Annotated in this window: 17 protein-coding genes and 13 pseudogenes; 12 read left to right on the top strand and 18 right to left on the bottom strand. The window is 55.3% G+C overall.

From position 1 onward, the window contains the following. Positions 1-259: ATP-binding protein (locus DL86_RS14655; RefSeq protein WP_036262974.1), on the top strand; the 259-nt coding region annotated here is incomplete at its 5' end. Positions 260-685: 426 nt separating this feature from the next. Here DL86_RS14655 and DL86_RS20875 read toward each other — a convergent pair. The 3 genes and pseudogenes from DL86_RS20875 to DL86_RS20570 all read right to left on the bottom strand — a co-directional run. Further along, positions 686-1,114: a hypothetical protein gene (locus DL86_RS20875; protein WP_156964682.1), complete on the bottom strand. Its 429-nt coding sequence runs from the start codon at positions 1,112-1,114 to the stop codon at positions 686-688. 1,953 nt (positions 1,115-3,067) lie between these two features. After that, a complete protein-coding gene (locus DL86_RS14635; RefSeq protein ID WP_084572952.1) occupies positions 3,068-3,634 on the bottom strand; it encodes a TetR/AcrR family transcriptional regulator in 567 nt (188 codons plus the stop codon). Between the two features lie 558 nt (positions 3,635-4,192). After that, positions 4,193-4,589 (bottom strand): annotated as a pseudogene (locus DL86_RS20570) (transposase); the annotation flags it as partial. A gap of 316 nt (positions 4,590-4,905) precedes the next feature. Between DL86_RS20570 and DL86_RS20870 the strand changes: the two are divergent. Together DL86_RS20870 and DL86_RS14615 are read left to right on the top strand one after the other, a co-directional pair. Beyond that, positions 4,906-5,204 (top strand): annotated as a pseudogene (locus tag DL86_RS20870) (transposase); the annotation flags it as partial. A 193-nt stretch (positions 5,205-5,397) separates the two neighbouring features. Then, positions 5,398-5,964 (top strand): TetR/AcrR family transcriptional regulator, encoded by a 567-nt coding sequence (locus DL86_RS14615; protein ID WP_036262983.1) that lies wholly within the window; start codon positions 5,398-5,400, stop codon positions 5,962-5,964. 213 nt (positions 5,965-6,177) lie between these two features. On the opposite strand, the gene DL86_RS20865 is transcribed toward DL86_RS14615, so the two are convergent. From DL86_RS20865 to DL86_RS19420, 6 genes and pseudogenes are all read right to left on the bottom strand, one after another. Beyond that, entirely contained in the window at positions 6,178-6,348 is a 171-nt protein-coding gene (locus DL86_RS20865; protein ID WP_425348924.1) for a hypothetical protein, read from the bottom strand. Beyond that, on the bottom strand, positions 6,294-6,611 hold the full coding sequence (locus DL86_RS20165; protein WP_051953504.1) for a site-specific integrase: 318 nt from the start codon (positions 6,609-6,611) through the stop codon (positions 6,294-6,296). The genes DL86_RS20865 and DL86_RS20165 overlap by 55 nt, the downstream gene beginning before the upstream one ends. A 467-nt stretch (positions 6,612-7,078) precedes the next feature. Beyond that, the gene (locus tag DL86_RS19975) at positions 7,079-8,575 is read right to left on the bottom strand and encodes an SGNH/GDSL hydrolase family protein (protein WP_156964678.1); all 1,497 of its coding nucleotides are present in this window, start codon (positions 8,573-8,575) and stop codon (positions 7,079-7,081) included. Positions 8,576-8,939: 364 nt separating this feature from the next. Continuing rightward, complete coding sequence (locus tag DL86_RS14605; RefSeq protein WP_036262964.1) at positions 8,940-9,707, bottom strand: iron-containing redox enzyme family protein; 768 nt, start codon at positions 9,705-9,707, stop codon at positions 8,940-8,942. Between the two features lie 38 nt (positions 9,708-9,745). Then, positions 9,746-10,324: an HPP family protein gene (locus tag DL86_RS14600; protein WP_084572951.1), complete on the bottom strand. Its 579-nt coding sequence runs from the start codon at positions 10,322-10,324 to the stop codon at positions 9,746-9,748. 706 nt (positions 10,325-11,030) lie between these two features. Further along, positions 11,031-11,384: pseudogene (locus DL86_RS19420) on the bottom strand (ISL3 family transposase); the annotation flags it as partial. Between the two features lie 110 nt (positions 11,385-11,494). Here DL86_RS19420 and DL86_RS20160 point away from each other — a divergent pair. The 4 genes and pseudogenes from DL86_RS20160 (at position 11,495) to DL86_RS14570 (ending at position 14,822) form a co-directional block, all read left to right on the top strand. Beyond that, positions 11,495-11,752 (top strand): COG3415 family protein, encoded by a 258-nt coding sequence (locus tag DL86_RS20160; RefSeq protein WP_036262960.1) that lies wholly within the window; start codon positions 11,495-11,497, stop codon positions 11,750-11,752. Next, positions 11,697-12,554, top strand: coding sequence for an IS630 family transposase (locus tag DL86_RS14585; RefSeq protein ID WP_051953502.1), 858 nt, complete (start codon positions 11,697-11,699; stop codon positions 12,552-12,554). Before DL86_RS20160 ends, DL86_RS14585 begins: the two co-directional genes overlap by 56 nt. Before the next feature lie 390 nt (positions 12,555-12,944). Continuing rightward, entirely contained in the window at positions 12,945-13,559 is a 615-nt protein-coding gene (locus DL86_RS20860) for a TetR/AcrR family transcriptional regulator (RefSeq protein WP_036262957.1), read from the top strand. A gap of 97 nt (positions 13,560-13,656) precedes the next feature. After that, positions 13,657-14,822: pseudogene (locus tag DL86_RS14570) on the top strand (DDE-type integrase/transposase/recombinase). Here DL86_RS14570 and DL86_RS20155 read toward each other — a convergent pair. The 7 genes and pseudogenes from DL86_RS20155 to DL86_RS20855 form a co-directional block, all read right to left on the bottom strand. Next, on the bottom strand, positions 14,729-15,220 hold the full coding sequence (locus DL86_RS20155) for a hypothetical protein (protein WP_162180442.1): 492 nt from the start codon (positions 15,218-15,220) through the stop codon (positions 14,729-14,731). The pseudogene DL86_RS14570 and the gene DL86_RS20155 sit on opposite strands and share 94 nt — an antisense overlap. 786 nt (positions 15,221-16,006) lie before the next feature. Next, positions 16,007-16,504: pseudogene (locus tag DL86_RS20555) on the bottom strand (IS630 family transposase); the annotation flags it as partial. Between the two features lie 507 nt (positions 16,505-17,011). Further along, positions 17,012-17,498: pseudogene (locus DL86_RS19410) on the bottom strand (transposase); the annotation flags it as partial. A 1-nt stretch (position 17,499) separates the two neighbouring features. Beyond that, positions 17,500-18,032: pseudogene (locus DL86_RS20550) on the bottom strand (helix-turn-helix domain-containing protein); the annotation flags it as partial. Positions 18,033-18,413: 381 nt separating this feature from the next. After that, positions 18,414-19,630, bottom strand: a pseudogene (locus tag DL86_RS14535) (IS91 family transposase). A gap of 22 nt (positions 19,631-19,652) precedes the next feature. Continuing rightward, a pseudogene (locus tag DL86_RS14530) lies at positions 19,653-20,511 on the bottom strand (site-specific integrase). Positions 20,512-20,651: 140 nt separating this feature from the next. Then, complete coding sequence (locus DL86_RS20855) at positions 20,652-20,963, bottom strand: transposase (RefSeq protein ID WP_051953500.1); 312 nt, start codon at positions 20,961-20,963, stop codon at positions 20,652-20,654. Between DL86_RS20855 and DL86_RS19395 the strand changes: the two are divergent. Both DL86_RS19395 and DL86_RS19960 read left to right on the top strand, forming a co-directional pair. After that, positions 20,962-21,264 (top strand): annotated as a pseudogene (locus DL86_RS19395) (IS110 family transposase); the annotation flags it as partial. The gene DL86_RS20855 and the pseudogene DL86_RS19395 sit on opposite strands and share 2 nt — an antisense overlap. 288 nt (positions 21,265-21,552) lie before the next feature. Further along, positions 21,553-21,918, top strand: a complete 366-nt coding sequence (locus DL86_RS19960; RefSeq protein WP_156964674.1) for a hypothetical protein — start codon at positions 21,553-21,555, stop codon at positions 21,916-21,918. A 565-nt stretch (positions 21,919-22,483) separates the two neighbouring features. On the opposite strand, the pseudogene DL86_RS19390 reads toward DL86_RS19960, so the two are convergent. Continuing rightward, positions 22,484-22,803: pseudogene (locus DL86_RS19390) on the bottom strand (transposase); the annotation flags it as partial. Between the two features lie 51 nt (positions 22,804-22,854). Here DL86_RS19390 and DL86_RS14515 point away from each other — a divergent pair. After that, positions 22,855-23,121, top strand: a pseudogene (locus DL86_RS14515) (phosphoadenosine phosphosulfate reductase domain-containing protein); the annotation flags it as partial. A 597-nt stretch (positions 23,122-23,718) separates the two neighbouring features. Here DL86_RS14515 and DL86_RS14505 read toward each other — a convergent pair. Then, complete coding sequence (locus tag DL86_RS14505) at positions 23,719-24,372, bottom strand: TetR/AcrR family transcriptional regulator (RefSeq protein WP_036262942.1); 654 nt, start codon at positions 24,370-24,372, stop codon at positions 23,719-23,721. A 1,045-nt stretch (positions 24,373-25,417) separates the two neighbouring features. Between DL86_RS14505 and DL86_RS18850 the strand changes: the two genes are divergently transcribed. Continuing rightward, positions 25,418-25,996 carry a TetR/AcrR family transcriptional regulator gene (locus tag DL86_RS18850; protein WP_051953497.1) on the top strand — a complete coding sequence of 193 codons (579 nt, stop codon included), beginning with the start codon at positions 25,418-25,420 and terminating at the stop codon, positions 25,994-25,996. A gap of 207 nt (positions 25,997-26,203) precedes the next feature. Next, positions 26,204-26,400 (top strand): annotated as a pseudogene (locus DL86_RS14495) (IS21 family transposase); the annotation flags it as partial.

The following is a 26,400-nucleotide window of genomic DNA, read 5'->3' as shown; positions in this document are numbered from 1 at the left end:
CTATCTGCCGTTCAGCCCATCAGGGGGCGCGCTCCTGTTCCACCTGCTCAGCAAACTTTACGAGCGCACCAGCGTCGTCATCACCACCAATCTCAGCTTCAGCGAGTGGGCCGGAGTGTTCGGCGACGCTAAGATGACCACCGCACTGCTGGACCGGCTGACCCACCATTGCCATATCATTGAGACAGGCAACGACAGCTACCGGTTCAAGGCAAGCGCCGCAGCTCCCAAAACACGAAAGGAAAAATCCGCCGCTTGACCCTCGCCCGCAACGCGGGACACAACATCCACCCGGGTCACTTCTCAATGAAAATCCCGGGTCAGTTCGAAGCGGAAATCAACACCATGCGATCCGTCTCAAATTAAGACTTAATTTGAGACAAATAGACGAGATTTGTCTCAAATTATCCTTGCATGCACCGCAGCAATGATCTGAGTCTCATAATTAACCTGGATCTGACACCGGCTTCCGGCTTCCGGCTTCCGGCTTCCCATTGGCGCAGCAGGAACTCCTGGAGATAGCTTGGAGAACTCGGCGTGAGAGCTGCGGGACGGCGATCCGGCAAACAACCCGAGCGAATCCATTTGACCACGGTCGCCTATCCAATGCCAGTTTGCGCAGCTATATGCCGACTGCTTTTGCCGGCCAGGTAAAGCGCCTGGGGGAGTGGGAAAAAGCTGGGGGTCATGCCGCGAGGTCAAGTGAGCCGGCCCGCAGGCGGCCATCGATCACAGCGGCTCGCACTTGAGGCACGCGCTGCGCACCACGTGGCGACCAGCGCATCCGCCGTAGCTTGTTCATGCGCGCATTGACCAGAACATTGACCGTCGACTCCGCTCGGGAGCTCGAGATCGGTAGACCCTTCCAGTAGCGGCGACAATAATCGATCATCGAACGCTGATTGAGGCTCAGATAAGTCCTAAACTCCTCGATGAGCTGCAGAAACCGTTTCATTTTTGCGTTGATCGCACGCGAATGTTCGGAGATGACGCCATGGATAAAGTACCCGATCTGCTTGAGGGCATCGCGCGTTTCACGAACATAGCCGCTCCAAAGAAGATGGCGCAGGCGCGGAACGTGGAAATAGGCTGATGTCAGGCAGCTGAACTTCAATTCAGACTCCAACTGGCAAATGCCTTCGAAGGCATGCTCGATGTGGCGGACCCGCATAGAAACATGGAACCAGTCGAGAATGCGAGCAACTTGCTGTCGCGTCGCGCCGATCGCGGCGCCTCTGAGCGCTGGATCACCGTCGCTGAAGACCGTGACATTTCGGCCAGGCGTCCACCCCTGGGCGCGCAATGCTGCCCGAACGGCGTCGGATTCACCCGTCGAAATGTTGGGAGCCGTTGCAAAGTTGTCAATCGGCTTCGAAAATTGCCCCGGTCGGCGTCCACAATTGACCCCCGTGCCGGCGTTGACCTCCTTCGCGCACGGATAATCCCGTTGCAGGGCTAAAGTTTGCACCGAGATTGACGAAGACCCTGATTAAATGTATGCTGAAAGCCCGCCAATACCGCCGAGCCGGGATTTCCCGCCAGTCGCATTTTTTTGTCGCGACACTGGGCCGATCCCTGCCGCGAGTTCCCGCCCGGGTCCGAAATAGCCCCGTCATCGACCGCGGCGACCACCGGCCCCACGCCTAGAAGATTCGAAAGCCGGCGGCAAGCTTCGTTCGTCCGGCAGATTACTGCGAGCTGTCGATCGAGTTTCTCGAGCCGAAGATCGACGCTGTCAAGCATGTCGCTGAAGAGCGCCCGCGCAAGATCGGACAACTCGGCCTCCGCGATCGCGTCGCGGGTTTGCGCCCGGAAACGCCACGCCCCTTGCGGTAAAATGACCCCATACTCGCCAAGGAGTCCCCGCGTATGGTTGATAAGGGCTGGTCGAGCACACTGCGCTTCGAAGGAATGATTACCGTCGAGGTGCGGCAGGATATGCGACGGCGAACAGTGAGGTTGGCAGTCATCTGCCGCAGGTCGATTGCTACTTGTCAACCGGCTGAAGTTAGGCGGCATGAATCATGCCTGCTTCTCCATGACGATGCCGTAGCTGAATTGTCGTTCTCGATAGACCCGGAACCCAAGAGGCGCGAGCAGTTTGCGGGCCACACAAATATGGACCCAAAGTGCGCCTCGCGTGTTGTTTGGCCCTCCGTTTACGTCGTCACCCCATAGTGCGTGCTCAAGCTCTTGAAACGTCACGCAACCTCCTGCCCTAGCGAGAAGCGCGCCGATAATAGTGAGCATATTTTGGGTGAGATGGACGGACCGGCCGCCGCGCGCGATCCGTCGGGAGCCTGCGCAGAAAAACACGGCGTGGGGATCTGCCAACGAGCGGTCCAGAAGAGTTCTTGGGGTCCACACACCAAGAAGGATGCGCGCACTCATTTCACGGCCACTGATGTGAGAGACACCTGTTTGGGATTAGCTGGAATCTTCCCCACTCCAATTTTTCCGCTGCCGGCAGCCTATGTGGCCCGGCAATGCAATAGGCCAGTCATTGCTAACGACGCGGCAATCACCACAACATCGCCGTGTGTTCGAGCATTCGCTTCAGGACCTTCGACCAGTTCCCTAAAGGAATTCCAGTACCGCATAGCTTCGCTCACCGCGAAATGTCGATGCCGATGAAAGCAGTCGTGCTTTGCGTGGACCTGTCCACGGCCTTCCACAGGTCTATTGCTGAGCTTGCGTCGCCTTGAGGGCGCAGGGCATGTCGCGAGATGGACAAAGCTTACGGAGAAGGAAGCGCGCGGCCACCTCAAAAAGGTAAGAGCGAGCTGGGCGCGGCCCTGGCATCACAGTCACGTATTTACGAGGTCCCGAAATCCTTGGATCACCAAGATAGGGAATTTTGCGTCGCCAGAAGTGGAGAAGTTTCTCGCGCCACGCTAAGCTGACTGCCTATATGAGACACTTTCATTTTGATCTCCGGGCGCAAGCAAGCGCGTGATCCAGGGCGAACAACAATTGATAGATTTAATCACCCGTCATCGCTGACAATTATAGTCTATCGGCCGGAATGGCTCGCGAGTTGAGCAGCAGCTGTCCCCTGACCACACCCTCATTTTGAACCCGCTTCAAAAGCGTCAAGCAATCGTACCTCCAATCGAATCAAAGGATCATTTTTGTTCGTGACCCGCATCATGATGAGAGCGCCCTGCAGGTCCGCTACAAAATCATCGGCAAGCGAGCTAGCCACGTCTAACGCGTAAGCGCAGGAAAAGATCGCTCGATACGCAGAGGCCCAGGAATTAAAGTAGCACTGGATCGCGTCGACGAAGACCTGAGTAGCGTCTATCTTTTCGATTGCAAAGTTCCCAAACAGGCAACCAGCATCTTCAGAAAAATATAGCATGACCGCGTCACTTATTTTTACCAAGCGCATTTTGCCAGAGAGCGTACTATCATAAGCATAGTTAAACACACACCTATCAAAATACGCTTGTACTTTAGCCATGACGGCAATTGCAAGCTCCTGCTTTCCTACAAAATGTCGAAAAAGACTTTCTTTTTGGATTCCGCAAATCTCCGCTACATCATCCATAGAAATAGCACGATATCCCTTTGATCTAAACAACAATTCAGCTACTTCCAATATCTCGTCTTTTCGGCTTGTTTCGGAGGGCATGGAAACAATCTTCTTTCGACTTCAAGGCACTTTGTGCAAGGCACTTTGTGCTATGATAAAATTAAATTAGTGACTTTTTGACGGTCAGGATCAAACCTATGCACCGCTGTCGCACACCGAATATCCCGGTCATACATTTCCTACGGCAATTTGACCTGCGCGCTTAAAAAATTGAGTCGCATATTGCAGCATGCGAAGAGGACGGTGCCTTGAAATGTATAAGAATAGGTCTCTTTTTAGATGCCCGTTCTAAGTATGATTTTAGATAAATTTTATGATTATTAGTATTCTACTAAATACCTATGATATTATATACCAGGAATGCTATATATATATATAAAATATATAAGTGATAAATATGCGGAAACAAATATAGTAATATAACTATAACAATATATCATCATTCTAGATAGCAAATATTCTAAGTACGAGGATACCTCGCAAGATCCATAAGCAGCTAGCCGCGAGGCTGCCGAAAAACCGCTTCCTCATTGGCGCCGTCGCGATTTCGGTTGGAATTGCTTTTAGCGCGATCCCCAGCGTGACGAAGTAACCCGATCATGCGGCAAGGTCAATGATGTGGTCGGACGGCCATTCGGTTCGGCTTTGCCAGCCATCCACCTTGTGCATGGTAATCTGACCGGAAGCCAGCAGAGCCCAGAACAATATCGCCGCGGTGTCGGCAGAGGGTAGCACGCTCTGCGCCTTGATCCGCCGTTTGAACTCCGGTGCAATCGTTCAATCACATTCAAGGTTCGAATTGATTTCCATTGGCTCTTTGGGAAGGGCCTGAAAGTGACAAGTTGTCGCTAGCTTCCTCCAGGCTGGAGGCGACTGCTGGGCATTTCAGGCGCCATTTGCGGATGAAGACTTTGCGATTCGCCTTCGTCTCCTGCTTCACATTGGCGCAAATCACGTCCTTTTTATCGGCCGCGATTTCCTCGTGCATGCGCTCAAATCCTGACTTTCAAAGCTACATCAGCGATCTATACTCCAACCTACCGACCACGGTCCGGCCTGTCCCTGAACGCCGCCCGAACGCACTCCGCCCGAAACAAGGCAAACTCTTGGCGAAGGCAGGCAATTCCATGGGACCAACATACGGTCGGCCTTGACAAGATTGGAGGCCACCCGCGAAGTCCATGCTTCGGGTGTAAGACGGCTATGTTCGCCATTTTCAGTTCCTCATGATGCCGGAGGGCCCAGCGGGCCCGGACACGAGTGCCAGCGACGCCCGAGTTCCAGCCGCCGCGTCTGACCAACTTAGGGATCAAGATCGCGACGGAGCGCCAGAAGTGCTTGCATCGATCTGTTTGCTCTGTCCATGGCTGCCGCGCGTCTTGGCCGACGCGATGCTGCGCCAACGCTCCCGCACGCGACGAGCCGGATCGGCGCATGGACGCTCGAAATCATCAAGCGACCCGATACGGCTAAAGGCTTCGAGACCCTGCCTCGACGCTGGGTCGTCGAACGCCCCTTCTCCTCGCTCGGGCGACGCCGACGGCTCGCAAAAGATGTCGAGGCAACAGTTAAAGGCGCCGGCGCTTGGATCTTCATCGCCCAAATCTGAACGCTCACACGAAGGCTCGTAAAACCTTGATCCCGGAGCCTTCGTTTTGAGTCAGACCCTCGGGGACTTGGTATGATGCGTCGCCGAAAGGTGAGTTTCTACCTCCCTACGGGCGTTTCCAATTTCAGGTGGCCGATAAGGCAGCGTACTGCTAACTATCCCAGATTGACCGAACTCGGCTTATGAGGCGATGTTGTCGAGAAAAGCTACCGTTCGCGCCGATGTGCTGCCTACGATTGCGGAAGTCTTTCGAGAGCATGGATTCGATGGCGCTAGCCTTTCGCTGATCAGCGAGAGGACAGGACTCGGCAAGGGCAGTCTCTACCATTTTTTCCCTGGCGGCAAGCAGGAAATGGCCGCGGCTGTGCTGGATGAGATCGATGGCTGGTTTCATCGCAATGTTTTCGCACCGCTGCGCCAAGACCCCGATGCGGGGGGTGCGATCGAGCAAATGCTTCAAGCGGTAGAGGCGTATTTTAGGTCTGGTCAGCGAGTATGCTTGGTGGGCGTATTTGCGCTCGGCGATGCGCGCGATCGGTTTCGTATTCAGGTCCGCACCTACTTCGTAGCTTGGACAAACGATCTGACGGATGCGCTGATGCGTAGCGGCCACGACGCAGTAACCGCCAGGGAGCTCTCCGAAGAAACCGTGGGAAGCATACAGGGCGCATTGGTATTGGCTCGCGCGCTAGATGATCCACAATCCTTCCAGCGTGCCTTAAACCGCTTGAGAAAAAGGCTTGAAGGACGACAAGCCTAACAACCTGCAAATATTCGGAGGCGGGATCGCAGTCAGGCCTAAAGCGATAAAGCGCCCATGGGATACGCTGTAAGCGCTGGTGCTCCGCCGTTTTTGGTTGAAGGCGGCTATAATCTAAGAATTGAGACGTTCAGATGATTGTCGATTTCAGAGCGTAAGAGTCTGTCGGAGCCGGAACGGGATAGACCGTGTTCCAGTAGACGATCGCTGCGGTTACCAGATTGAGGCCGGAGGTTCGGTCGCTCTGGCTTTTTGAATGTGCGACCGATGATCCGGCCCTGCTTTTGAAGAAAAACGGCCTGCGCGAGCACGGTGTGATTCGCCTTTGTTCAGGCCGGCATGACAGCCCCGGCGAAGTTTCGCACTCTCCGGCCAATCGAGCATGAACACTGTGCGCTCGAGACGGCAAGTTCGGAAAGCGCGACGTGGAACCGGCTCCGCCTCGGAAACGCGGCAAGTTCTTTCAAGATGACCGATGGAGCCACGGCGCGAGCTTTGACTATGCGCTGGCTGTCAATGCTGTCGACCTTGATGCCAATCACTTCCGAGATCCGCAAGCCGACGGCATAGGCTATCATCAGCGCCGCCCAGCTCTTCGGGCTCGAAACGACTTCGAGAAACCGCACAACTTCGTCGGCGCTGAGCATGACCGGAAGCGCGCGCGCCTCACAGGCGTAAGAAATGCGCTTGGGGATCCTGTCCTGCCGGAGCGTACCCTATAGAAAAAAGCGCAAGGCGCAGACAATCTGGTTTTAGGGTGGCCCGGAACTCTTGGCCGAAACGAGTTGAACCCGGAAAGCGCGAACGTGCTCGACCCGGAGCCGACCGAACGACCGAAATGACGGCTGAACCACGAGACCGAACGGATGTATGATTGTTGCGTCACCGCGAGAGATTGCGGACATCGTGTCCTCGGTCATGCGATGGCGCAGAGGGCTTATCTCGGCCATCGGGAGCTCTCCTGTCCTGAGAGGGGTTGATGTGGCGATCACATCCTCTCAGACAGGAGCTCTCAGACAGGAGGCTTCAGCCCAGAAATATCGCCGCTTCTGCCGCGTTAGCAGCTTCGTTGATTTCCTCCTGAGTCAGAATTTGAGGCCGCTGATATTAGACGCTATTTCAGTAGATTAACGAAAACGGATCTTATTTTCGTAGCGTATTGGACGGACAAATGATTGATCCCAAGCTGAGTTGGATGTCCGTCTGACGAAAGGTAGAAATCAGAGTTTCCCGTGCCGTTGGGAGATGTGACTCTGCTGGTTCCGCTTATCACCGAGCCATCCTGCCCTGAGATCAACGGAATGAAGAAAATATTCGGATCATTGAGTTGCTGCACGGCATTTTTAACCGCAAGTTCACTGTTCAGGTTAGCGGTGCTCGGCCACCTATCAGCGGAAAACGCACCCATTACTAACAAAGGAACCTTCGGAAGTGCGGCGCGAAGCCTATGCAAAAGAGACACAGCCGCAGTGACGAGCTGCGAGGATGGATAGTTGACATCATTGATTGGTCCGCCAACAACCACAATATCTGGCGAGATGCTGATGGCGTCCGCAATATGGGTCATGTAGTTCAGGCTCTTACCTTGTGCATTGGCAATATAGCCCGTTCCTCCCAATCCTAGATTCCATGGATCGGTCCAACCTAAAAGCTTGGAAGCTCCTTCCGGCCAATGAGGCATGCCGAGCATGGGAAAGCCATTGCCCCCCGCCTCAATTGAGGACCCTAGAAATGCTACGCGGACCCTGTCTGAAGCAAAGGGAGCGGATACAATGCTGCCAACATCGACTGTGACGCCAGCAAATCTTATATTGCCGTAATCCTCAAGCGTGATAGTTCGGGACTTCCGCCCGCCGGCCCGAGTGAAATCTAGTATAAACGCTGTTTGTGCCGATGGCCCCTTATAGCCTCCCGGGAAAAGCCTCCTTCCGTCTATGATGATGTTTGCAGGCGACCCTCCAAACGAGACGCTGATCGCCACGATCGGCGCGTCAGTTACAAATGTTGCTGACCAATAATAGTTATTTGTGCCATTATTGAAGCCAATATTGCCCCCCGTATCGTTAGCGGACGCATGAACTGCGGGAAATGAGACCAGCTTCGCATTTTGCTGCCGAGTGGGTACGCCTCCGCCAAATGAGAAGCTCGAGGGGCTGTCTACAGGGTTGTATGATTTAGTAAGGCCCAACGACGTTAGAGTCGCGAAATTTGCCGTAGCGGATATTGTCGGCGCGGAAGGATCCGGTATGTTGACCACAGAAGGTCCGTTGTAGAACCAGACGACCGTTCCATCGACAATGCCAGAGTATCCAGTACCTGCTGGCCCACCAGAAGCGGCGCTTGTGCCAGAAGTATAGCACAAGTAAATATTTTGTCCGTTTTGCACGACTTCGCCCTGAACGTAGGCCCTAGTCGGGGCCCACGCAGATGCGGGACGCAAGGGATGCTCTGTGAGCGGATTGGAAATTTCAGCAGCTGCCGCAAGACGCCGTAACTTGGCGCCGAACGTCTCGTCTGTTGCCGTTTGCGGCCAAGCGACGTTGACAAACGACAAAGTAAAAACACATACAACAAAATAGCAATTTCGAGATGTTTTTATTGTAGACGCCATGTATTTGTATCCTGCAAAGCATGTGCGTATGCTGCGTGAGGTTTGTTATATATTTATGATACACTAGCGGCTTGAGCCAAACGCTTGGTTCCCACGCGTTCAGAGAAGTCTCCCGCAAAATTAGTAACCTTGCGGACTGTCGGCGTATGGGAACTGTTTATTGGACTGATCACTAGCAAAAGCCGCATCACTAGCCCATTTTTCGGTCGCCGCAGACGCGACACAACCGCGGGCGTACAGCGCTCGCAAATCAATGAACTCGCGCTCATGCCCAGGCCATAGCCTGAGCCCGGAGACTCAGGCTAAACGGTGCGGACCGCGTTAGAGCGCGCGTCGGCTTAGTCGATTCCGGAGCGCGTTCAAATTAATGACATCGAAGGTCAACTAAGGATCCATCAAGGTTGAAGCGCGGATGATAGTCCATACCGATCCAAGAATGGAGCATGTCAGCCCATAGAGCTATGCCCTCAAGGGCCTTGGCCAGAAGTTGCTGCGCACGCGCCGAAGATGCATCCTGAGCTTCGATGAAGTCTAGCCCCATGATGCTGTGATGCTCGTCCGCCTCGACGTGAACGTCGAAATACGCATCGCCTGCGCCAATTTCGTGCATCTTTGGGGCGACTGCCTTAAAGAAATCGTTCGAGCATCGTTCGATTCCGCTGTTAATCGTCACCAACCATTTGTCGCGATCCTGTTCAGCCGCGAGACGATAAGCAAGATTGATGCATGCGTTAGTTTCGACAGCGACAATAGTTGAATCAATTTCTTCTGGATTGGAAAGCAACCCGTGTCGTAGCATCCATTCCAGAAGCATTTGATGATGATCCGCTTCTCCAAAGGCATGTTTGGCATAGAACGGCATCATGTAGTTTTGAGAAAAAGGGGTCAGGCCGAGCATGAGACCCATAACCTTTGGAAAAGTTGCGGAGTGAAAATAGAGTTGGGTCGCGACGGGCTTGAACTCCAGCGGAGATCGCAATTGCGAAATATAGCGGTAGAACGGCATCTTGCTGACTGACGCGCTCGCCCGGAATATTGGCTCAACAATCCACGCGTGCCGATCCTCCAATTCGTGAATCTTAGCGTGGTCGATCTTTTGATAGGTGATGCTTTTCGAAGCTACCATTAACATTCAACGTCTCCTTAGACTCGACGAGATACTTGTTATATTCACAGCCAATATTTCGGATAGCTGCGACCCACGAGCATGTTGTTATAGAGGAACGCAACGGCGACCAACACGCACGCTCCTGCGAGTGTGGGGATGAATAGAAATGACCAAGCCGGCGCACTCAGCATGACGATCACTGGATTCGAACCCGCGGGCGGATGAGCCGTTTGCGTCACTTGCATAAGCGCGATCGAAGTCGCGACCGCGAGGCCCATGCTCCACCAATTCGCGCCAAACAGCGCGAGGAAGAACAGTCCGCACAGCGATGCCAAAAAATGACCGCCGATCACGTTGCGCGGTTGCGCAAATGCAGTATCCGGAAATCCGAAAAGAATGAGACAAGTAGCTCCGAACGAGCCCAATATCAGAGGAAAATGCGTAACCTCGGTTGCCGATGCGGCAATGGAGATGGCGATGAAAGCGCCGCAGAAGGCAACAGCGATCTGTCGCAAGGGAGGCCGCGGTGGACAAGCCCGGCTTTCGTAGAGGCGCTTTACGACGCCCGAAAATGAAACGGGGCCTCCGTAACATATCTTCGCAATGATGCTGCTGTTATACACCCTTGTTTTACTCCCCATAATATCGCGACTGACCGAGGGAGAGATTAGTGTTCAAACCCTGCTCCAACCTTGCGGGCTGCAAGCTTCCGGGTAGATCGGCGATTTTGGCCACGGGCCTATATCAGGCAATACACAATAGCTTGTGGCCGATTCTCGCTCCCTGACTTCGAGAGCTACGCAGTGTACCGAGTGGTACACTGCGGATCAGCCGTTAAATTAGATGGACACTCCAAACAAACATCCGCCTTCACCTCGTTATCACGCTCGAAACCGCGAAACGGAAAGTTCGATTATCCGAGGATCATCCGTTTCACGCGGGCGACCTGGACCTTCGTCGGGTCTGCGTCATTCTCGGTGCTCGCACGACATTTCGAACGGCAGCCTGTCAATCATGCAAAATTCTTATGACCGTTTGGACGTGATTTTGGCGCCCATGACCAGCCTCGGCGCAAGATGCTGCCAGGATAAATGCGTGCATGGGGGCAAAGGTCAGGGCACCGGCGTGATTTCGACGGTTGAGCCGTTTTTCATTCGGGGGTTGGATACTGCATGCGGAGCTTTCGTCGTAGGGATACCTCGATCTGACTCGCGTAGATCGGCGATACCGCTCCAAATTTTGGCGGAGGATCCCTTGACCGATGCCCCCGCCACTTCGCCGGACTGGCCATAGCCGAAAACTCGTCCAGCGCAACGACGTATTCCGCGTGCGACAGAAGTCGCTGGAATAGCATTCATATTGGAGCTTCTCGGCGCAGGTAAGCAAGACCGGATCAATCGTCGTTGCCCCCAATGCGCTCCGGATCGCGCGCATCAATTTGCGCACCGCGTCGAGGAAGGCGGCACTCGCATTCTCCATGAGATGCCAACGATCGGCGACGTGCGTCGCGTTGGGCGAGGCCTTCGCAGTCGCCTTTCCGCAATCGCCACCGCGATCCCGCGACAGGATCTTGATCTCTGGATGCTCGGCGAACCAGGCCTCGACAGTTGCGATTTCACGGTCCGGCAAGAGCGCTATGATCCGCCGCCGCTCGAGATCGCAAACGATTGATCCATAGCGATGATTTCGGCGAAAGGCGTAACTGGAATGTTATACGGTTTCCGTCTGATTGACTCGCCGTTAGAGGGGGGATTCACGCGGCCTTGCAAAACATTTAGGCTTGCGCGCCATGAGTCGGGGGATGCGGACACATGGCGACGGTCAACGAGCATTTGAGTTTGGACGATCTGCAAGAGCGGCATGTGTCGTGTACAGACGTCGCGGCAGCGCGGCATTTCCAGGCGATCTGGCTTTTGGCGCGTGGCCACACCATTTCGCAAGTGTCGGCGACGACGGCATTCGGCGAGCGGTGGATCGAACAATTGCTCGCGCGTTGCAACGCCGAAGGACCCGATGCGCTGGGTGATTTGTCGCCGCAACGGCGCATCGGCGACGATCCTGAAGCCTGAGCTGCTCGACAAATTGCGCGATCGCCTTCGCGAGCCGCCGCCCGATGGCGGGCTGTGGTCGAGCCGTAAGGTTGCGAACTGGATGGCCGGGGAACTTGGTCTGGCGTCGGTCGCGCCGCAGCGGGGCTGGGAAGCATTGAAGGCGATCGGCTTTTCGATCCAAACGCCGCGTCCGAAGAACCCCAAATCGGCCACGCCCGAAGAAGCGGCCGCGTTCAAAAAAAGCTCCCGGACGCCCTCGCCGAGGAAGCGGCGAAACATCCCGGCAAGTCAGTCGGGTCTTCGCCACAGACGAGCATCGCATCGGCCTGAAGCCGATCACGCGCCGCGTGTGGCGCCCGTCGGCGAATGTCCCATCGCGCATGGCCATCATCGGTTCGATTGGCTCTACGTCACGGGCTTCGCATCGCCGGCCACGGGCGAAACTTTCTGGTATCTTTCCAACGGCGTGTCGAAGCCGCTTTTCGAGGCTTTGCTCGAAACCTTTGCGCGCGAAGCCGAAGCAGGTCTTGGACGCATCATCCTGCTCGTGCTCGACAATGCGGGATGGCTTGGCGCGGCGGGCCTAAAGATCCCAGATGGCCTTCGCCTTGTTTATCTACCGCCCTACAGTCCAGAGCTGCAACCGGCCGAAACCCTTTGGGTGCTCGTCGACGAGCCGATCTTCAACAAGCACATTGCGACCATCGAGGACCTCGAAGAGAAAATCGCCAACCAATGCATCACCCTCGCCGAGAACCCCGAGCAAATCCAGACCCGAACCGGCTTCCATTGGTGGCCAAAGCGGATCGTTCCGAACTAATCACCCGAAAACCGTATTAGAAGGGACAGACTCTCAATGTGTGCTATTTTTACAACTATTCTGGTATTTAGCTGGCGGCGGCCATCGCCAGCCTACAATTGCGCAATAGCTATGCAATAATTGTTGTGAAATGTGGTCGGCACTTTGTTGAATATTGACAATCGTAATTATATCGGAACGCTTGGCATGGATAATCTGAGCAGTTTAATCCTGATTACCGAGCAGACAATCGTGATTCCCGCGGGTTCTGTATACGTATAATGCCTCGGAATTGAAAGATTGTCAGATAGTAATTCAGAATACATAGGCTTTTCAGTGTGATATATTTATATATACAAATAGCTTAGCGGATGTCTAGTAAAATATTGTGCACAGGCAGAAGTTTCTACTATGATAACAATAAATGACAAATCCGAGCATATCGTAGCGGCCTCAACATTGCTGTTTGCTGAGAGGGGCTACCTTAAGACCTCAATGGATGAGGTTGCAATGAATTGCTTTATTGATATTTCCACATTGTATAATCTCTATCCAAATAGAGAAACGCTAGCCATGGCCGCGATGACTATGGCAATGTCATATATTGAGGAATCAGTGTTACACTATGCATATAATAACGAAATTGATACAAGGGATAGATTAATATATATGAATGCATCTGCAGAATGTTTATTTTCATCTGAAAGGCGTAGCTATTTATTTCTTACGTTAGTAGTCGAAAGGTTACATATTGTTGCGCCATTTACGATTCCTATCCAGAATTATTTCGACTCTTGGCGAAACGCCTACCGCGCCATTTTTGTGGCTTCACACATAACTGACGAGGCACGGTCGTTGGCCTGCGATTTCGTGTCCGACCTACAGGGCGCACTGATCATGATGCGCGTTACCGGCTCCGTTGAGCCCATGCGGCGACTATCTGCGCGATTGCTTCAATTATATGACAGAACCATCCGGTGTCAGCGTCGCGAATTTCGATCCGTCGACGAAGGCGAAGATTTCTGATGGCCGGGAATAGAGAGGCTGCTCGGCAAATTTTGACAGTGGGATGAGTGGAGTTTCTGCCTGATAGCGGGCAAAATGGCCGCTATCAAGAGAGACGATGAGCAAACGACCCCGCCGGAACCACGCACCGGCCTTCAAGGCGAAAGTGGCCTTGGCTGCAATCAAGGGCGAAAAGACGTTGGCCCAACTGACGCAGCAATTTGATGTCCCCCCAACCAGATCACCCAATGGAAGGCGCAGCTGCTCGAAGAGACCGCCGGGGTATTTGGGGCTGAGGCTCGTTCCGAACCTGTGACGCCAGCCGTCGATTTGAAATCCCTTCACGCCAAGATCGGTGAGCTGACGCTGGATCATGCTTTTTTGAAAGGCGCGCTCAGCAAGGCCGGCCTGCTGAGCGCAAAGCGATGATCGACGGTTCCCATGCACTGCCGATCGCCAAGCAGGCGAAGGCGCTGAACATCAGCCGAGGCAGCGTCTATTATCCGCCTCGGCCGGCGTCCGCCGCCGATCTCGCCATCATGCGCCGAATGGACGAATTGCATCTCGACTTTCCGTTCGCGGGCAGCCGGATATTGCGGGATCTTTTGAATGCAGACGGCGTTGAAGTCGGCCGCCGGCATATCGCTACGCTGATGAAGCGCATGGGAATCGAAGCGATTTATCGCAAGCCGAACACGAGCAAGCCGGTGGCGGGGCACAAGATCTACCCGTATCTGCTGCGCAAGACGAAGGTCGTCCGGCCCGATCACGTCTGGGCGGAGCTGGCTTGAGGCTCCGGCAGGCGTAGCCTGTTGGAGAAGCCAGCGGAGGGCATGGACATAACCTACATCCCAGTGGCGCGCGGCTTCGTCTATCTCGCCGCCGTCGTCGACTGATTCAGCAGGCGCGTGCTTTCTCATCGAGTGTCGATCACGATAGAGACGGGGCTTTAGCGAAACGTGGGCGGCCGGAGATTTTCAACACGGATCAAGGTTCGCAATTCATCAGCGCGGCCTTCACGGATGTTCTCCTCAAAGCCGGCGTCGCCATCAGCATGGATGGCAAGGGCTCCTGGCGCGACTATGTCTTCGTCGAAAGGCTTTGGCGATCCGTCAAATACGAGGAGGTCTACCTTAAAGCTTATAGGACGGTGGCGGAGGCCGCGCCTCGATCGGCAGCTATCTGCGCTTCTATAATTCTAGCAGACCGCATTCCAGACTTAACCGGCAGACGCTCCACTTATCATTCGCAGGACTCTGTTCAGACAAGCGGAGCCAGCTCTGACGCTCGCGTAGAGGCGCACCTTCTCGTTGATGGCCCTGGAAGTCCCGGCGCCGTGCTTCGGCTTTGCGGAGCATGGCCCCAATCAGCCGGTCGAAAAGCTCGATGGCCTTGTCGGTTAGATCGGCGGCGAGATCGAAACTGACGGCAACCAGGGTGGCCTGCCTGCGTTGACGCTCAAAGCCCGCCACATTCTGTACCGTGGTGCGGCTGGCTTCACGGACAAGCTGAGCGAGCCGCACCTGATGAACCCGGTGTCCGCGCGCCGCTTCAAGACAGGACAACCGGACGGCTTCGAGGCGCTCGATCAATCCGAGCAGCGCCATGGGCGTCGCCGCTTCCGGCATCTGGCGCATCCAGGAAAGCCCGCTCTGGCTGCTGTCCTGCCGGCGCGGCGTCATGCTATCCAATGGGAGCCGCTGATCGACGGACAATCTATCGGTCAGCCGTCGATGGACTTCCCGCCGCTCATAAGGCGGGCTTCAACGCAGAGCCGCGCGCTGCCAAACTGCTATCGATTTCTGAAATCCGTTTCATTTAAGAAGCACAAACGCTCTGGCCCCGGCCGCCAATAAAAATTCCACATCTTTTTTGGCTTAATACCCCTTGACAGCCTACCGACCGGTAGGTAGCGTTGTTACATGCAATTTAGAAGGAGCATGTCAAATTTAGACGGTACCACGACACAAACATGCAGTGCTATTTACAATGCTATACCACTTCTTATGGGGACAGTAATGCCACAGCGCCACACGAAACAGCACTCATCTGACGTACGTAAGGGGTATAAAGGTGATAATATCTTAGTAGAAGATGAAACTGCTTTATATATTGCAGACATGACAGCAGAGTTAGCGCAGATGGCCAAGTCCTGCGGGCTTTATCTCCTATATAATTGCTTGAATGGCGCAAAGCTCCAGGCCGAGGTCTGCTGTTTTCATCGCAGGCAGGATCGCTTAGCTGACGGAGAATGATGGCCGAAACGTTTTTCGCTCAGGTTGCATCGTATCCTGCAGCGGCGAAGACGTTTGCGCGTTCTTGCGGAGTGAAGAGGTCGATGAGGCGGCGGATGGCGTCCCAGAGGCCCCTGACGGTTCGTTCGGAGGCTCTTTTGCAGATGCGCTTTGAGTTCGAAAATGCTTTCTCGATCGGGTTGAAATCCGGGCTGTGATACCAAGTCTCATTGATTATGACCTGTATGCCCAGTCTCTTGTACCGATGGAGATGATTTTCCAGGGCATGTCGACGAGCCTGTTCCAGGCGAAGCAACAGTGATCGAGAATGTCGTCGTAGGATTTGAAAACCCGATTTGAGAGCCAGTTACCGCGCATGTGCTGCCAGACATTTTTGGCTGGGTTGAGCTCAGACGATTTCGGCGGCAACGGCAAGAGGGTGATGTTGGCGGGAACCGGCAGCTTCTTTGAGACATGCCACCTTGCTTAATCGAGGACGAGGATGGCGTGCCCGCCAAGCTCTTTAGCAAGCGAAATCTCCTCGAGATGGAGAGCCAGGGCCTCGCTGTTGCATGACGGCAGGACAAGCGCTGCGCCTTTTCCTTCGGCCGGGCAGATGGCTCCGAAAATGTAGGCCGACGCCATCCTTTGATCATGCGGCGCAGAGGGCCGTGTTCCACGCCGTGCCCATCGCCGGGTAATTTTGTTCTTCCGCCCGACCCAGGCCTCGTCTTTACATGAGGCTTCCTTTGTCAATTCATGTTACCGACCGATTGATGGATCCGTAGAGATCTTTGTCGCAGTGGCTTGGAGGTCGGGGTCGCTTGCTGAACAGCGAGCGCTGTATCACCTTACATACGGTCCGGGTCTGCTGTGACCCGGCAACCAGAATGCCTCATGCACGAGGCGTCGATCCCGGTCGAATGTGACCCACCTGAAACGCGGGAAGCATAGCCGCCAATGACGAAGACGATCACATCTCCTCGAACAGCCGCCAGCTGCCTGCCAACGGCCTATCAGGCTGAGACTTGTGCGCCCTCCGGCACGAGGCCGGTGGCAGCGTGGCGCCAAATCGCGATCAATAGCTTGCAGCAACCCTTTGCTTTTGTGACGAAACACAAGCTGCCGTGTTCCCCTTATGTCTGCCTATAGGTATCAGCCGGTCTTTTCATTAGTTGAGGCCAGCTTGCGGGCCATGGCGACGATGGCGATGCGGCGGGTGCGCCCTTGCAGATTTCAGACACGCTCGTGAAACCAAACCGCTAGGCGGCTGTCTGGCTGGTAGCGCAGCCAGAGCCAGGCAAGCTGGATGAGCGCCTGGCGCTCCCTCCCCATTGCCGGCTCGGCTTATCCGCCGATCGCGATCCATTCCGCCCCTCTGGAAGGGTGTTGGGGTAAGACCGAGATAACTGGCAATTTGCCGGCGGTTTTCGAACGCCCGATAGAATACTTCGCGCGTCAGAACCGCGGCGAAATTCTCGCCGACGCCACGGATCCGGTGCAGTGCCTGAATCGTTCGGTGGGCCGTATCGTCTTGCGTCTGGAGCGCCTGCTCGCGCTCGGCTTCCACCTCGCGGATCATCTCCAGGGTCATCACGAGGCGGCGTCGCAAACGGTGCACCTCGGCGCGCAGGAGGGGTGGTATCGGGCGGCCGTCTCCGGTCCCCATTTCCGCCATGTCCTTTTCCCATGACCGCAGCGATGGTCTTTTCCGGATGCCCTGCGTCGCCCTTCCTGACACCGGCCAGATGGGCGTTCAGCGCGGCCGCGAAGCTTTTTTGAACGCCTCGATTGTCCGCGCATCCTGTCCCGGGTGGAGCGGGCGGCCGCTGATATGGGAGAAGCCAGGCGCCTTGAGGAGCTTGCCGACCGTACGCTCATGGTAGAGGACGCCGAAGCGCTCGGCGATGACGCGTTGCAAGTCGACGCGGCGCCAACGCACGACGCCATGCGCGATGCGGTCCGGGCCGGTTTCGACAAGCCCGGCCACTTCCGCTCGCTACTCTGCTGAAAGGCGCGACGATTTGCCCTTCGACCAGTGGCTTTTCAGGCCGCTCGGCCCATGCTCGCTAAAGCGTTGGACCCAATCGCGCAGGGACGAACGGTCCATGCCGCCGATCCGCGCCGCCTCGGTTCGATTCATCCCGTCGAGGACCGCGGCGAGCGACAAAAGACGCCGGCTCTCGTTCGCGTTCGCCGCCGCAAGCCGGCGAAGCTCTTTAGCCGAAAAATCCGTCCGTAATTCCACCGCTGACGCCATGACGCGAATCCTCCCCGCGCCATGGAATCATCTTAAGCCCGACGAGGGAATCTGGAGGCTTCTGTGAGGTCCCCGAGCCGAAATCAATGGGTTCCGGTAATCTGGGACCTCATTGAAGCCGGATTGAACGAAGGCGCGGCGGGGATTATGAGGATTGTGTTTTTTCGCGCTGGCGGATGTCGACGCCTGGCGTGGCGGCGAACGGCGCCTGACCGTTTTTATGCCGCAACGATTGGCGCCGACTCGATCGAAAAAGGTCGGCGGCGCCGGTTTTGGCGGCCTTCGTCGATTCGCGAGCGTACGGCTTCATCGCCGGCGAAGGCGACCGCGCCAAAAGTCTCGGGCAAAGCATAGTTGTTGCGCAAATCATCGATGCCCGTCTCATGACGTGTCGCACCAAAACGGCGGTGTGGGAGCTTGGCGTCGCCGGGATGCGGGCAAAATGCGCTCGATGATCCGCATGGCTCCGCCGCAATCTGGGCAGAGGCGCCTGGCGTCGACGGCGTCTTTGTCCAAAGCGTCCGGCGGCGAGGATGCGTTCTCGGGCTTCGCGTCTTCATCGACGAGCAGTGCGCGGCACGCCGCGATTTTTGCGGCGCGGCAGCCATTGGCCATGAATCCGAAGTAGCGGATGCGATGGAAGCCGTCGGGCAAAGTATGAAGCAGAAAGCGACGGATGAACTCGTCCGGCTTCAGGCGCATGATCTTCTCGGCGCCGTTCTGACGGTAATCCTTCCAGCGGAAGGCGACGTGATCGTTGTCGCAAGCCTTGAGGCGGCTGTTGGCGATGGCGCCGCGATGGGTGTAGCGGCCGAAATAGGCGAGAACCTGGGCGGGGCCGCCGAACGGCTTCTTGGCGTAGACTATCCAGTCAATGCGGCGCATGGCTTGGACGAGAGCCGTGAAGGCGTCGCGATCTCCAAGGTGCGCCAGGCTATTGAAGAATCCCAGCATCCCGGCCTCGAAAGTCGCCTGCAGGCGTTCAAGAAGCAGACGGCGGAACAGTCGGGAGAGCGGTTTGACGGCGAGAAAGAAGTTCGGCCGTTTCGCGATCCATCGGATGAAAGACCGCCGCCCGGCGCGACGCAATGGACGTGCGGGCGATGGGTCAGGGCCTGACCCCACGTATGCAAAACCGCAAGGCCGCCGATACTTGCGCCCAAGCTGCGCGGATTGGCGGCGAGCGCCATCATGGCGGCGGCGGCGGCCCTGAACAGGATCGCATAGACGATGGCTTTGTTCTGGAAGGCGATCTCGGCGATCGGCGCAGGCAATGTGAAGACGAGGTGGAAATAGGGAGCCGGCAAGAGCGCGGCTTGGCGGTCCGCCACCCACTTCGCCCGCGCGCGGCCCTGACACTTCGGGCAGTGACGATTGCGGCAGGAGTTGCAGGCGATCCGGGTCCGGCCGCAGTCGTCGCAGGCTTCGACATAGCCGCCAAGCGCCGCCGTCCGGCATGCCGTGATCGCGCTCATCACGCGCCGCTCGACCCGCCCGAGATGCGCGGCATGGGCACGCGCGTAATCCTGGCCGTGGCGGCGCAAAATATCGGCGATTTCGATGACGGCCCGGTTTTGATGAAAGCCGGCGCGGACCATGATCCCGCGTCCCGGCGCCGTCTCAACCTGGCGGCGTCACTTCCAGCGACAGACGATCGAGTGGGCTCTGCGTCGCGCGGATCGTATGGGTCGCGACCTGCGTGTAGCGCGCCGTCGACGACAAATTGTTGTGGCCGAGCAGGACCTGAATGATCCGGATATCGGTTCCGTTCTCCAGGAGATGGGTCGCGAAGCTGTGGCGCAGCGTATGCATCGTCACGCGTTTGGTCAGACCCGCTGCTTTCGCCGCCGACCGGCAAGCGGCGTGCAGGACGGTCGGATTAATCGGATGACCCTCGTCGCGGCCGGGAAAGAGATCGAGCCGTGGCCGGGCCCGCCGCCAATAAACGCGGAGGATGCCGAGCAGCTGCGGCGACAGCATCACGTTGCGGTCTTTCGCCCCCTTGCCGTGCCGGACCAGGATGACGCCCCGCGCGCTGTCGATGTCGGCGACCATGAGACCGCCGACTTCAGAGGCCCGCAATCCGGCCGCATAGCAGCAAGTGAGCGCCGCCCGGCACTTCAGGCTCGAAACGGATTCAAGGAATTGCACGACTTCGTCAGGGCTCAATATCACGGGCAGCTTGCGGGGCTCCCGCGCATACGGAATGCGCTCGGGAATAACCGCTTCTCCAAGCGTCACGCCGTAAAAGAACCGCAACGCACAGACGATCTGGTTCAGCGCCGGCCATGAAATGCCGGACGAGACGAGATGCACCTGGAAGGCTCGAACGTCCTCCAACTCCAATTTGTCGGGGTTGTCCAAAATAGCGGCTGAGCTTCGAAACCGCGCTGATATAGGATCTTTGCGTCGCCGACGAGAGATTGCGGACGGTCATGTCCTCTATCATGCGGCGGCGCAGAGGGCTCACCTGGGTCATCTGGAAATCTCCCGTCTGGGAAGGGGCTGCAACACCCAATCCTCTCAGACAGGAGGCCAACAATTACGCGACCTCGCCTCTCCCGCCGCGATAGCGGCTTCGTTCAATCCATCACGAGTCAAAAACAACGGCCGTTGGTATTAGGCGCAGCTAAAGCAGGCTTGCCCCGCCGCTGCGATCATTGCAGAGACGGCGGTACGCTTGTGGCTCGACAGATTATCGGTCACGACGACGACGCCCGGCTTGATTTCGGGGATGGGAACTTTTTCCATATAGGTTTCGAAAGCGTTCCGGTTGATCGGACCATCGAGGACGAAAGGCGCCGTGACCTCGTCGAACTGCAGGCCGGCGACGCAGATCGTCGTCTTCCAGTGATGGGGTGGAAGCCCCTTCGACGGCATGGGCGGACTAAAGTCGCGGTGTTTGAGAGCCGCTTGAAGGAAAGTGTCCATGATGGAAGTTAGCACAATCGGGTTGGATCTGGCGAAGAGCGTTTTCCAGGCGCATGGCGCGAGCGCTGTTGGCATGGTCGTGTTCTGCAAGAAGCTCCGGCGCGAATAGGTTCTCTCGCTTTTTGCGGGCTAGCTCGCTGCCTTGTGGCGACCGAGGCTCGCGCCAGCGCTCATCATAGCGCGCGGGCGATCGGGGATCTCGGCCATGAGGTGCGACTGATCCCGCCCGCCTATGTGAATCACTAAGCGCCAAAAGAACGACATGGCCGACGCCGAGGCGATCTGCGCGGCGCAAAATCCCCCATACGAACAACATTGAGAGCGTTCGGGCGCTTGTCAAGCGCCAGATTTTCGACATTCCCCATTGGGTGTCGGACAAGCCCCTGAACCGTCATATTCAGATGAGCACGTGAAGCATGCCGCTATGATTAAAGTATACAGTATTAGTTTGAGATTATCCAAAATATATTGGAGCTAATTAGGAAAAATAAGGTATGAGTTTAGAGCGGCGTAAAAAATATTTGCCGTAAATTATTTTTTATTAGTCGTGTATTACAACGTATAGATCAAAAATTGATGGGTATCGAGTATGATTTTCTTCTCCAGCATGGTGTCTCGCATAGACCTGAGCCGTCGCATCTCATTTCAGCAATCGTTCTTCGCGTGTGCGCTTGCATCCACAGCTGCTGTGGTGGCCTACGGCGTAGCCACCACCATATCTAGGGAGTCCGACGAACGATCTGCAGCTGATGAAGCTTTCTATCAGAATAAATATATTTTAAAAAATGCAGACGGTATTAGCGCAGTCTTCAAAACGGAAGACGGATTCAGTCTTGTAATGGTTGGCTCATCTCTTTCGTCAGCTGGCAGGGTGGTATCGATCGAGAAGCGAAATGGACGCTGGACAGTCACTACAAGCAAAAATTTTAACTTTGTACTAAGTGAGCGTCATTGATAGATTAACTGCGCTCATTTGTCTCTGGCCAAGAGTCTCCAGACCCGCGACAGTTAACCAACGTGTCACGATACACTTAAATAAGGTCTTCGCCGCATTCTGTGGCGTTAATTGTCAAGGTCGCGTCTTCCGTGCAGCGCAAAACGTGCGAAAGAAAATTGAACTGGCCTTCCATCCTGGAATAAAAGTAAGCGACGTCAAGTTTCGCGCCGGCCGCAGGGTCCTTTCGGCGCAAGGGGTAGGAGAGCGGTCCTACCCGGTTGCGGCGAGGTTTCGACGTCTCGGCACACCTGGCATCGTCGGCTGCTGCAGGATCTTCCCGTTTAGGAACGCTGCTCATGCTCGGCTTGAGTCTTGGGCGCTGGGGCGTCGCAATGAGTAGTGTAGCGGGGGACGTTCGTCGAGCGCCTGCCCCTGGTCGCCGCTCCTAAGGGGCACCGTACGGACCGCGTAGCAGACCGTCCGCTATTCGGGCAGACCGCTGGCGGTCTGCCGAGAGAGGTTGTCGGTGCGCCTCGCCATTCCGGTCAGCGACAGCGCGATTTTGCGGCCGCTAGAGTATCCGTTAAGGGCAAGGAGCATTTTCGGTCCAGAGCCACTCATTTCGCAAGAGTGCGTTTGCGAAGACGAGAAGCTTGCGCATGACGGCGGTGATGGCGACTTTTCGGCGTCAACAAGCTTTTGGTAAAGCGTCCTGCTGTCTTTGTTGAACCTGCACGCGACGAGCGCGGGCATGTAAAGGGCTTGGCGGAGAAAGGCTCTTCCGCCGCGGATGAAGGCGCGGCCTTTCCATGAGCCGGATTGTCTTTGGATGGGCGCGAGGCCGGCGAGGCTCGCGGGCTGCTTGCCTTCGAGCGTTCTGAGTTCCGGCATTTCGATGAGCAACAAGGGGCCTCCCCTCATCTGCGCCGCCTCGAGGCGGAGGCGATCTTCATCATGCGCGAGGTTGTCGCCGAATTCGAGCGCCCGCTGATGCTCTATTCCATCGGCAAGGATTTGAGCGTGATGCTGCATCTCGCGCAGAAGGCCTTTTTTCTATCGAAGCCGTCGTTTCCACTGCTCCACGTAGACACGACCTGGAAATTCCGCGAGATGATCGCATTTCGCGATTAGGCCGCGCAGCGGGTCGGGATGGAGCTGCTGGTCCATGTCAATGAGGACGGCGTAAAGCGCGGTATTTCCTCCCGCGGGCGCAGCGCCCATGCGTGCGGGCCATCATCGTCGAGGTCCAGGCTTCGTCGATGAAGACGAGGCGCAAGGGATCAAGGTCGAGCTGGCTCTCGAACCAGTCTTTCCGCCGCTTCCGGACGTCGGGCTTATACTGCTCGCTCGCGGGCGCGGTCTTCTCTGCGCGTCAGCTTGTGGCAGTCGCAGAAGCGCCAAAGCGCGGCGAATGCTCGCCGGCGCGCCGGACTGTGCCAACCGCGCCTCCGACTCCGACATGGCGATGTCGGGCGTCTCGACAAGAGGGCGCGGATGAGATCGCCGTGCTGTTCGGCGCGCCGCGACAGCCGATCGCCGCCAAGCGGGTTGGGACGCCCCTCGCTGCCCACAACCGGCGCAACACCTGCCAGCGGATTGCACTCGAGGCGTGGGCCCCAGACCGTGCCGCGGCCTGACTCCCATTCATTAATGGCGGCACGGACACGGCTGCGAAAATCGAAAGAAGAGACTTAGGCATCAAGGCCAACCTCCTTCTCCCGCCCTCGTCCTGAGTCAGATCAAAGCGGATTCGCGAATCCCAAAACTGACTCAATCAGCCAGAATTCCGCTCTAGATCCTGCAGCTCTCAAAAAAGGTCTATCTTTTGTTAGCCAAAGATTTCTGTTCTGATTCCCGCTGGCTTCGCCCCGCAAGTGTATACTCTAAATCGGATTCTTCGTTGGGAAGAGGCTTCGCGTGCGCGGCTCGAAGCAATCTTGCTGACAGCCTCCGCAGAGGCGCATCTGTCCCCGTAACTTTCATCATGATGAGCGCGCCCTGCAAGTCAGACACGAAGCTGTCGGCTAATGCCTTTACATCGTCCTTTCCATAAATTGTATTAAATATTACCTGGTATGATTTCGACCAACAATCAAAATAGTGGCGAATAGGCGCAACAAAATCAGGAATAGAATCCATTGTTTCAATAGCAAAATTCGCGAATACGCAGCCACTATGCTCAATTGAAAAGTATTTCTCAAGAGTCTGGATAATCTTCAAAAGTCTGCCCTGTGGAGAAAGTGTCTCATCATAAGCATATCTAAATAAATAGGAATCAAAATAGGCTTGAGTTTTGCTCATAACAGCAAGAGCAAGATCTTCCTTACTTGCAAAATGATGATATAAACTTGGTTTTTGGATGCGACAACGATCCGCTACGTCGGTCATCGACGTAGCGTGATAGCCCTTAGCTCTAAACAATAACGTCGCAACCGATACTATGTCATCGGATCGGCTGATCTCAATTTTCATATTGTTAGAAAATCTCATTGCCCTTACGTTCAAAACCAAATGCCCCCGCCGATACCCCCGCTCTGGGAGGCTTGGCAAACCGAGGCGTTGAAAGGCCGCTGTCGGCGTCCCACCCAAACTCGCATTTTCGATTGGCCAAGGCTATCCCCTAAATCGGGGACCGTCGGACTACACACACTTTAGTTGTAAAGGCGCGAAATCACCACTCGTCACAAAAGCGCCTAGCCGACTCAGGCGCGCCCGCTTTTCTTTCAATTAGGCGCGAAACTACGTCTAAATCATTCCACGCGGAGCCCCGTGCGATAAGCGGCACCTATAGCGGTTTCTTTCGTTCGAAAAGCCAAGCAGCAAGGATCGCTAAACGGATCAATACTGCTACCCTAGCGATCTCAATTGCAGAGCGTATATATATATATTGCGGTTGTTGTATTGCAGTTTTAAGCGTGCTCTTCCATGGATTTCTTGCTATTTTGACGAGCGATCACATTCACGTCATGGTCGAGCCAAAGCTCTTCCTGGATAATCTGCTCAGTCATTGTCGGATTAAGGATCGCGACACTCATTGCACTTCAGACGCTCATCAGGGATCGGTCCTTTAAACTTCACTTACTATACCCGCAAATGGCTGAATGCACGCCGATATTATCTTTGCATTCACGATTAAGAGCAAACTGAAAAATCCTGACGATATTTATAAATCAATATAGCCACAAGCAAAATTGTGTGATTTCATCATTGAGACGAAAATGAGGCAGACAAAAAAAGGTCCCGGGTAATCATGAACCGAAAATGCCCTCGGCAAGTCTCATGCTCCTTTTTCAATTTCTATACGTGGGCATTCATCTATGCCTACGATCCTAAATCAGCGGTCCGGGCCCAGTTTGGGAGACGCCCAATCTGCTATTGATATGGGATTCGCATGCAATCCTAGCTTATGAATAGCGAGCAATCCTAAGCCGAAGCGTCTAAGCGCCATGATGCGCGACGACATCATGGCCGCATGACTAATAATCCTATCCTAACCGCTCAGAATCGATCTTCTGCTATGGACACTCACAAGATTACAACTGATATGATATTGTCCGCTGCCGCAATTCTGTTTAGGGCGAAAGGTTATCATGAAACCTCTATGAATGAGGTTGCAAAAACCTGTAAGATTTCTGTTCCATGCCTCCATCATTACTTTTTGGATAAAGAGGCTCTAGCTTTAGCCGTCATGACAAAGGTACAATTAGACTTTGATAAATATATATTCAAATACGCATATGACAAGGATCTTGCTCCGGCGACACGACTTGCCAATCTAAATAGCGCAATTGAGAATTTTTTTTCAATCGAAAATAGCGGATGTGTATATGTAAACTTCGTTATTGAGGCGATGAATTCTGTTCCTTGCTTCGCTGGCCCTATTTATCATTATTTTCGTTCCTTTTCGAATGCTTATAGGGAGATTTTTATCAGCGCATTTGAAGCGAATTTAGCCCAATCGCTGGCCGATGACTTTGTATCGGATTTGCAGGGCGCGCTTATTATGACTCGAGTTACCGGAACAACTTTGCATCTCCGCAGGTTATCTATGCGCCTCTTCCGGGTGCTGGAGTCGGACCAAATCTCCCTTGTATAGGCCTAGGTGTTTGGTCCCGAGGAGTCATGACGCTCAGCTAAGCCGGAAGGCTGAGGAGGCGTTATGGCAAACATTCTTCAAGGCAGCGCCCAAACTGTTGATTTCCACTGAGATGTGACCCTGGAAGGCCAGAGTTTTTCACTGAGAACTGACCCATGTTTTGACCTCCCCCTGGCTGATTTGTCGGGGGATCCAGGAGTGATCGACATGGCGTTATTGAGCGTAATCCGGCGCTGGCATTTCCGGCAGGACGTCCCGATCCGGGAGATCGAGCGGCGGACGGGATTGTCCCGGAACACGATCCGCAAATACCTGCGGGCGGACGCGGTTGAGCCAAAGTTCAAGGTTCCCGATCGGCCAAGCAAATTGGACCCATTCGCCGAGAAGCTGGCGGGTTGGCTGCG

This window comes from Methylocapsa aurea, from assembly GCF_000746085.1.
GTDB lineage: Bacteria > Pseudomonadota > Alphaproteobacteria > Rhizobiales > Beijerinckiaceae > Methylocapsa > Methylocapsa aurea.
The sequence above is the reverse complement of the archived record's forward strand: the minus strand, read 5'-3'. Positions and strand labels throughout refer to the sequence as shown.